General features: G+C 35.7%; 7 protein-coding genes and 1 pseudogene. All 8 read right to left on the bottom strand.

Annotated elements, in window-relative coordinates:
* Positions 1 to 120 precede the first annotated feature (120 nt).
* Positions 121 to 240, bottom strand: a pseudogene (locus FGQ66_RS15730) (DUF3788 family protein); the annotation flags it as partial.
* 235 nt (positions 241 to 475) lie between these two features.
* Positions 476 to 1,210 carry a hypothetical protein gene (locus FGQ66_RS12870; RefSeq protein ID WP_138302559.1) on the bottom strand — a complete coding sequence of 245 codons (735 nt, stop codon included), beginning with the start codon at positions 1,208 to 1,210 and terminating at the stop codon, positions 476 to 478.
* Between the two features lie 71 nt (positions 1,211 to 1,281).
* The gene (locus FGQ66_RS12865) at positions 1,282 to 1,695 is read right to left on the bottom strand and encodes an NUDIX domain-containing protein (RefSeq protein WP_138302558.1); all 414 of its coding nucleotides are present in this window, start codon (positions 1,693 to 1,695) and stop codon (positions 1,282 to 1,284) included.
* Between the two features lie 118 nt (positions 1,696 to 1,813).
* Positions 1,814 to 2,413, bottom strand: coding sequence for a hypothetical protein (locus tag FGQ66_RS12860; RefSeq protein WP_138302557.1), 600 nt, complete (start codon positions 2,411 to 2,413; stop codon positions 1,814 to 1,816).
* Between the two features lie 370 nt (positions 2,414 to 2,783).
* Positions 2,784 to 4,898, bottom strand: a complete 2,115-nt coding sequence (locus FGQ66_RS12855) for a hypothetical protein (RefSeq protein WP_230315304.1) — start codon at positions 4,896 to 4,898, stop codon at positions 2,784 to 2,786.
* Positions 4,895 to 5,188, bottom strand: coding sequence for a hypothetical protein (locus tag FGQ66_RS12850; RefSeq protein ID WP_005875895.1), 294 nt, complete (start codon positions 5,186 to 5,188; stop codon positions 4,895 to 4,897). Before FGQ66_RS12850 ends, FGQ66_RS12855 begins: the two co-directional genes overlap by 4 nt.
* An 8-nt stretch (positions 5,189 to 5,196) precedes the next feature.
* Positions 5,197 to 5,841, bottom strand: a complete 645-nt coding sequence (locus FGQ66_RS12845) for a hypothetical protein (protein ID WP_171024618.1) — start codon at positions 5,839 to 5,841, stop codon at positions 5,197 to 5,199.
* Between the two features lie 26 nt (positions 5,842 to 5,867).
* A complete protein-coding gene (locus FGQ66_RS12840; protein ID WP_138302556.1) occupies positions 5,868 to 6,386 on the bottom strand; it encodes a hypothetical protein in 519 nt (172 codons plus the stop codon).
* Between the last annotated feature and the right edge of the window lie 130 nt (positions 6,387 to 6,516).

Below are 6,516 nucleotides of genomic sequence, written 5' to 3'. Positions count from 1 at the left end.
AATTTATTAGGCTTATTTCGTATACTTTTTTCTTGATAAAAACCAATAGAAAAAAGTACTTGACTAAACGTAGGAAAAGGAATGTGGGACAAATCTAAAAATCAGTTTTGCTATAGACTCTCGGATAAACGGCGAGAGCAGAAGCAACTCCTTCGGAAATAAGCCGAAATTCACAAAAATTTGAAAAGCAATTTTCGTTAATTTCTTCTTATTTCTCGGAGTTAAACACTTCTGTCCCAGCCTCTCTCAAATAAACGCCGTCCAAAAGTCAGGTTTTTCGGAAATTTCAAAAAAACGAGCAATACAAATAACGTATTGTTCGTTTTTTTCTCAAATTTCTCAAACCTAAACGACTTTTGTCTCGACCTCTTTTTTTGATTCTAGGTTTATCCCCTTGTTTCATCATATTAACCAAGTAATCTCTCTCATCTTGACTATCGATAATTTACTGCAAAATGTCAACGTCTTCCGTTTGTTAATCAAAAATTGGCGTAGCTCTTACCCCGATATAGCGAAACATTCCTTGATTCACCATCTCTATAGCTTTATCGAGTTCAAATATACCATAATAACTTAATAACGATTGCTCGTTTTTTTCTGGATTCAATAAATATTGTTTTATGCTTGCTATTCCTTTATCGTTCATCTTATTCTTGTTGACCTTAGCCAGTGAAAAAGAACTTAGATTTGGTTCATCACTCCCACTGTAGCTTATGATCAAACTTAATTTATCATTTTTTTTACTCGTATAAAGGGAAGCCGCTGCTTCTTTGCTTGCTTCCGATATTTCAGTCGTTTTACACCAATAAAGAGGTCCTTGTCCAAACACCGCAAGAGAATCCAATAATTTTTCAGGGGCTTTTTTATTCAGCTCACTAGTCAGAAAATCATAGGAAATATTTTCACTTGCAGAAGGATCAATAGCCTGATATGTAATATCTGCTTGAGGGGGTTGCGCATCTTTAGGACGAACCTTTTCAAGTCTAAAAAAAACAAGTTGCTTTGGATCATCACTATTTGCATTTTTCATGAATCCTAAATAATAACCATCTAGTTGAGAATAGTTAATGATATTTATTGTTTTACTCTCCTCTTTTACTATATCCTCTTGTTTTATTTTATTAAAAAAATAGAAAATACTCACTGAAAAAAAAGCTATTACTATGATCAAGGACGTATATAAATACTCTTTTTTGCCATTTTTTTTCATACTGTAGACTCCGTTCTAACTCATTTACCTTCGTCTATTTTAACGTAAATTTTATTGTTTGTGCGATTTAATTAAACAAAAAAAGATTGAACTAACTTAAGTGAGTGTGTGAAGCTTTTATTATTATTTTTCCATTTTAAATTATCAGGTATATTTTCTGCTTTTCCCCATCTATAATCCGTATGTTCCTTTGATATTTTCACATCTTTTTCGGTAGTAACCATTAAATATAACTGTTTGTCGATGACTAAATCAGCGTTTATCACTACACTATGTTTTCCAATTGAAAAAATACAATTATGTTCCACTATAATCCCTGTTTCCTCATATACTTCTCTTATAGCAGCATTTACAGACGATTCATTTCGTTTGATTCCACCTGTGATAGGTTGCCAAAAAGTAACAGCAGAATTACTAACTAAAAGTAACAAAAATTGTTTTTCTATTCGGTTGTATATCCAACATTCAATACTCTTTTTCCTCATGTTCTCTCCTGTCTATTTCACTTATTTTTCTAAATTTTGATCGTAAAATGATGAAAATCAACATTCGTGACACATAAAGTTACCCTTGTTCTGAATCACAATACGCAGCAGTTCCTAATTACTTTGTTAGTAAGCGGCTTTCCACAACTGCCCCTACAAGTAAAAACAAAAAGGCGAGTGATAGCATCTTTAATTCAGCAGAAGAATAGCTTATTTCTCTGAAAGAACGTACATGTGTTTTTTTCCCTGTTGTCAGAAGGATTCCTTTATCTATCGTAACACTATTTACCAGAACCAATGCTGAAAATTCCCATAGGGCGGAATACTGCGTGAGTTTAAAAAGATCGAATAATTTTTGGGATAGCACCGCATTCTCTCTCACCACACCAAACGAATTAGAGCCTAGTGTCAACCCAAAAATCGTACCTAAAACAAATAGTACGAGAAAGCCAGAACCTCTATAGGCTTGTTCATCGGTTTTTCTTTTGGAAAATAAATTAGCTACAATGATAGCTAAAATCGACAGGAGATTAAAAAGAAAAATCTGGAGAATACTAAAAAATAGATTTGAAGAAAAGATAATATTTCCACCCGTATTATACTCTCTTAAAAAACCTTCGGATAAAAAATATTGGCCAATAAAAAGAGCGAGAAAAAAAGTGCCAAAAAAAATACTTGCTGATTGAATGATTCTCCTAGAAAATGATGTTTGGTTCATAAAAGTCCTCCGTATTCTATAGATTGCACTACTTAAAGTATACCCTAATACTTAAGATAAATCCTTTTCAATAAAGATAGATATTGAACTACTATATTATTCTCGCTGTCTATCAATGAATCGTGAAATACTCCTATTTTTCCAAACATCTCACCTGCCTCTTCTAACAAAAGTTCACCGAACAGTACCTGATACTTAGTGAGATTTACGTACTCTGTCTATTTTGGTAGTCACGCTCATTCAAGGGTAACGCCACCGCGCCAGTCATCCATGACAGAATCAACCAATATGATTAACTGCGCCTCTCTTCAAAGCCATCAAACGTTGTGACTAAAAAATGAGTCAGAAGAAAAAATCCTCCTGACTCTCTTTATTGTGCTTCAAATTTGAAGATTATCGTGAAGTTACAGTGTGCAGTTTTCTTATAGGAACCATAATAATTTCCTGAAAAGATGAAGTTACCTTTTTCTTGCGCATGTAAAATTCCTAACGTTTGTTTTAATGTCGTATCAACTGCAAATGATTGGTCGAGAAATCCTTCCGATGTGGTTAATTTTAACTCTACACCTGCTTTTTTTTCTTCCGGCGAAGATGCCTGATCTAGCAAGGGAATAGTGGAAGCTGGATCAACTTTGATTTGAGCGATTTGAACATCCACAGGTACAGTAGAATGGTTGACGATCTCATATTTGGGTGAATTCACGGTCCCCTGTTGGATATCCGTAGAACCGAAGATCACTTTTTGCGGAAGTGAAATATCGATCAATTCTTTGGCGTCCAATACATTGATCTGAATCGTCTGTGTCAATTGCCCTATCGCTAATGTTGCGGTGTATGTGCCGAATTTATTTTGGACATTCTGTTTGATTACTTTGATGTCTGATTTTTCTTTTCCTGAGGATATATCCCACGCTTTTGCTTTACTTTTTTTTAGTATAATTTCATCAATCGTCTTTCCATCGACTTCATTAGAATAAAGTGTAAAATTTTGTGCGCTTAGGACATATTGTTTATCGTATATACTATGATCGTCATAAACAAATACACCCACCTTTACTTGGCTTTTATTGCCATTTCGATCTGCTATTTCTACGGTTGTACTGGTTAAGCCTATTTTAGAGGTATCAGGAAGTACAAGATATTTGCAAGAAAGTTTTGTCACATCTTCATTATCTTTTAGATTTGTCACTGTCGTCAGTGGGTCAGTTGGCAAAGATCCATTTAGCGGAACCATTTGTAAAATACCGTCTGCACTTGGGGCAATTATATCAGGTTTGACAATCAAGCTTGCTTTCACCTTTACTGTGTTTTTTGATGCATCTGTAGCAAGAATGGTGACTTCTTGCGTACCACTTTGATACCTATCTGGTTGCTTTTCAAACGAGTATGCAATCCCACCATCGGGATCATTATCCGTAGCAGAAACAATGAAGTCACTTGGATCGATTTTTCCGCCATATTCAATTGTTGCACTCTTTGTTGCTACGTTTGGCGGAGTCGTATCCACTCCCTCGATCGTACTAGTCAATTTTGCTTGATTTTTTGACTGGTCTTCCAGAATCAATTGGATTGGCTGTGTTCCTTTTTTTAACTGTTTAAAATCAAAAGATGATAGAATATCCACCGTTTGCCAATCGTTATCATATGGTTCATAGTCGAAAAGATCGACAAGATTAGGCAATGTTCCTAGTTCCATAGTCAAGGGGTCTTTCAATTTTCCAGTAGGTGGGGTCGTGTCTACTACGGTAAAGGGAATGACTACTGCCTGAGTGTATTTAGTATCTGAAAAGACAAACTTCCCCTGAGTAGCTCCTAATTTACTATCATCTGGTTTTTCCTGCATGTAACTCGTTACGGGGCCTGTATTTCCAGAATAATCTACAAATGTCAGTGGGTCTATCTTTTTGGGATCATAGAGATTCAATTCAATTCGATTGGTAGATTTTGGTGTAACAGTAAACTGTATTCGTTCCACAGTAACGTCTATAGAATCAGTAAATGTCCCAGTTGAGCCAATTTGATCGTTCACGCTCCACCATGTGCCAAGAACCTTTTCTTGTACTCGGAAGCTCCATTCCAAATGGTATTCGATCGTGACCAGTACGTGATCGTTGTTTCCTTTTCCACGTTTCATTTGAATAGTATGATTGGAATAGCTAACTTCGAGTGTATCAGGATCACTGGAAGTGATTTTCGTAATTATCCGTTTAGCAGAACCTGTATAATTGTATTCATTCCGTTCATGATACTGACAACTTTGCTCAAAATCAGGTGAAAAATCTGTTCCTATCGTATATCCTTCTGTCGCAGCAACAGGGGTTTGAGAAAAATAACCCTTCATCATCTGCCATTGGGACTCGGTCACATCCTGTGCCACTTCTCTCGCAGTACTTCCTGAATCACTTGCATAACTATCTGTAGAAAAGGAACAGCAAAAAAACAACACGAAAAAGAGGGTTAAGCCTATTTTTTTTGTTTGATTCATTGATTGTTCCTCCTTATCCAACAAATATCAATTACGATCATCACTAACAATATGCCCAAAATAGAAAGGACAGTAGTACTTCCTGTAACTTCGAATAGTTTTGGAAATGTATTTCTGGAAATGAACTCTGAAACTAATGGTTCATTTTTTACTACAGAAGGATTTCCGATGATCCCTTCAACAGGAATATCTCTATAGGACTCTACTGATTCTGCATAGCTGAAGGAAGGGTGCAAAAAAAGAAAAATAAGTAAGCTCATCACTGAAAAAATTCCTTTTTGCTTTTTCATTATTGCTCCTATTTTACTTCAAATTTCAAAACCATATCATACTGCGGTTGGATCGCTGTTTGACTAAACTGAAATCCTTTTGCTACATTTCCTGTCAATTGAAAAACGAGTTTTTCTCCTTGTGTGGTGATGGCACCTAAATCTGCAGGAAATTGGGCTGGATTCTTCGCGTCAGTTGTGTGTAGAGGAACAACTGTGTTACTTGTCACATTTTTCAAATCCAGGGTAAGCTGATCACTGATTTTTTCAGCATCCGACTTTCCTGTGGCGGGTTTTGCACGATCCTTGAAATCCATAATTGCTATTTCAACACTTTTGGATGAAAGATTTTTGATCTCATAATTTGGTGAGATGATACCTGAGCTAATATCCGTCTGTCCAAATAAGATTTTTGTAGGAATTTCTACATCTACCCAAGCTTTATCTGTGGGTCCTGGATTTGGTAGAGATGGATCAACTGGTTTCGTTGGATCAAATTCTTGAAATGTTCCTTCTGCTGGTAAGGTCGCAGAATCTTGTTTTTTGATTTCTTGTGTCTGCGTATTAGGATCATTTTGACCATTCTCATACGCATAACCTTTTGTTCCACTCAAAATTGCAAAACTACTGAACAGTAGTACGCCGGTAACTTTTATTAAATTTACTTTTTTCACTTTATTTTCCTCCATTTATTCTAAAACTACTGATTGATTGCAAGCTGGCCCACGATAACTGTTTCGCCGACTTTCTGTTTTAGATTTGTAAGTTCATAGTAAATAACATGATGGTTCACTTTATAAACACCCTGTGGTATGGTCTTTTTCAATTCACCATTTTCGACAAACTGTTTCGGTTTGATCATTCCTGAATCATAGATAATCGCTTCTTGGTTTTCGATTGTTGTTTGTACGCGAATTGCATAATGGTTACTGTTTGGGTTTAATATCGTGACTTTCCCCACCTTGTCTGCTTTCTCAAAAAACATATCCGATTCCATTTTTAAGCGAAATTGACTCTTGTCTGCTTGCCCTTGCAAATAAGCCGAAAATTCTTTATCAGACATGTTTTTGACATATTTAGATTCTGCCCCGTTTTTTTGATTTGCTACAACGACTGGTCTTGTGTAATGTATGAAATAATAGTAGTAGCATGCCACCCCAATAAAGCAGCTACACAATAGAACCAAGACTATTCGTTTGACTTTTCTGAATTTTCCCAACTTTTTCTACCTTTCCTCTATTTTTTCGCTCCCTCTGTTGTTATAATCATGTTGGATTTACCTGTATAATTATTTGTCCAACGATGATAAAAATAACTATAAAACAATATTTATTGTCGCGCGAGTTCAT

Source organism: Enterococcus sp. BSD2780061688st2 D3, from assembly GCF_005844145.1.
Classification (GTDB): Bacteria; Bacillota; Bacilli; order Lactobacillales; family Enterococcaceae; genus Enterococcus_B; species Enterococcus_B durans.
The sequence above is the reverse complement of the archived record's forward strand: the minus strand, read 5'-3'. Positions and strand labels throughout refer to the sequence as shown.

Coding starts and splice junctions, on each gene's coding strand:
- FGQ66_RS12855 (WP_230315304.1), bottom strand. CDS start 4,898: ATGAATCAAACAAAAAAAATAGGCTTAACCCTCTTTTTCGTGTTGTTT.
- FGQ66_RS12870 (WP_138302559.1), bottom strand. CDS start 1,210: ATGAAAAAAAATGGCAAAAAAGAGTATTTATATACGTCCTTGATCATA.
- FGQ66_RS12860 (WP_138302557.1), bottom strand. CDS start 2,413: ATGAACCAAACATCATTTTCTAGGAGAATCATTCAATCAGCAAGTATT.
- FGQ66_RS12865 (WP_138302558.1), bottom strand. CDS start 1,695: ATGAGGAAAAAGAGTATTGAATGTTGGATATACAACCGAATAGAAAAA.
- FGQ66_RS12850 (WP_005875895.1), bottom strand. CDS start 5,188: ATGAAAAAGCAAAAAGGAATTTTTTCAGTGATGAGCTTACTTATTTTT.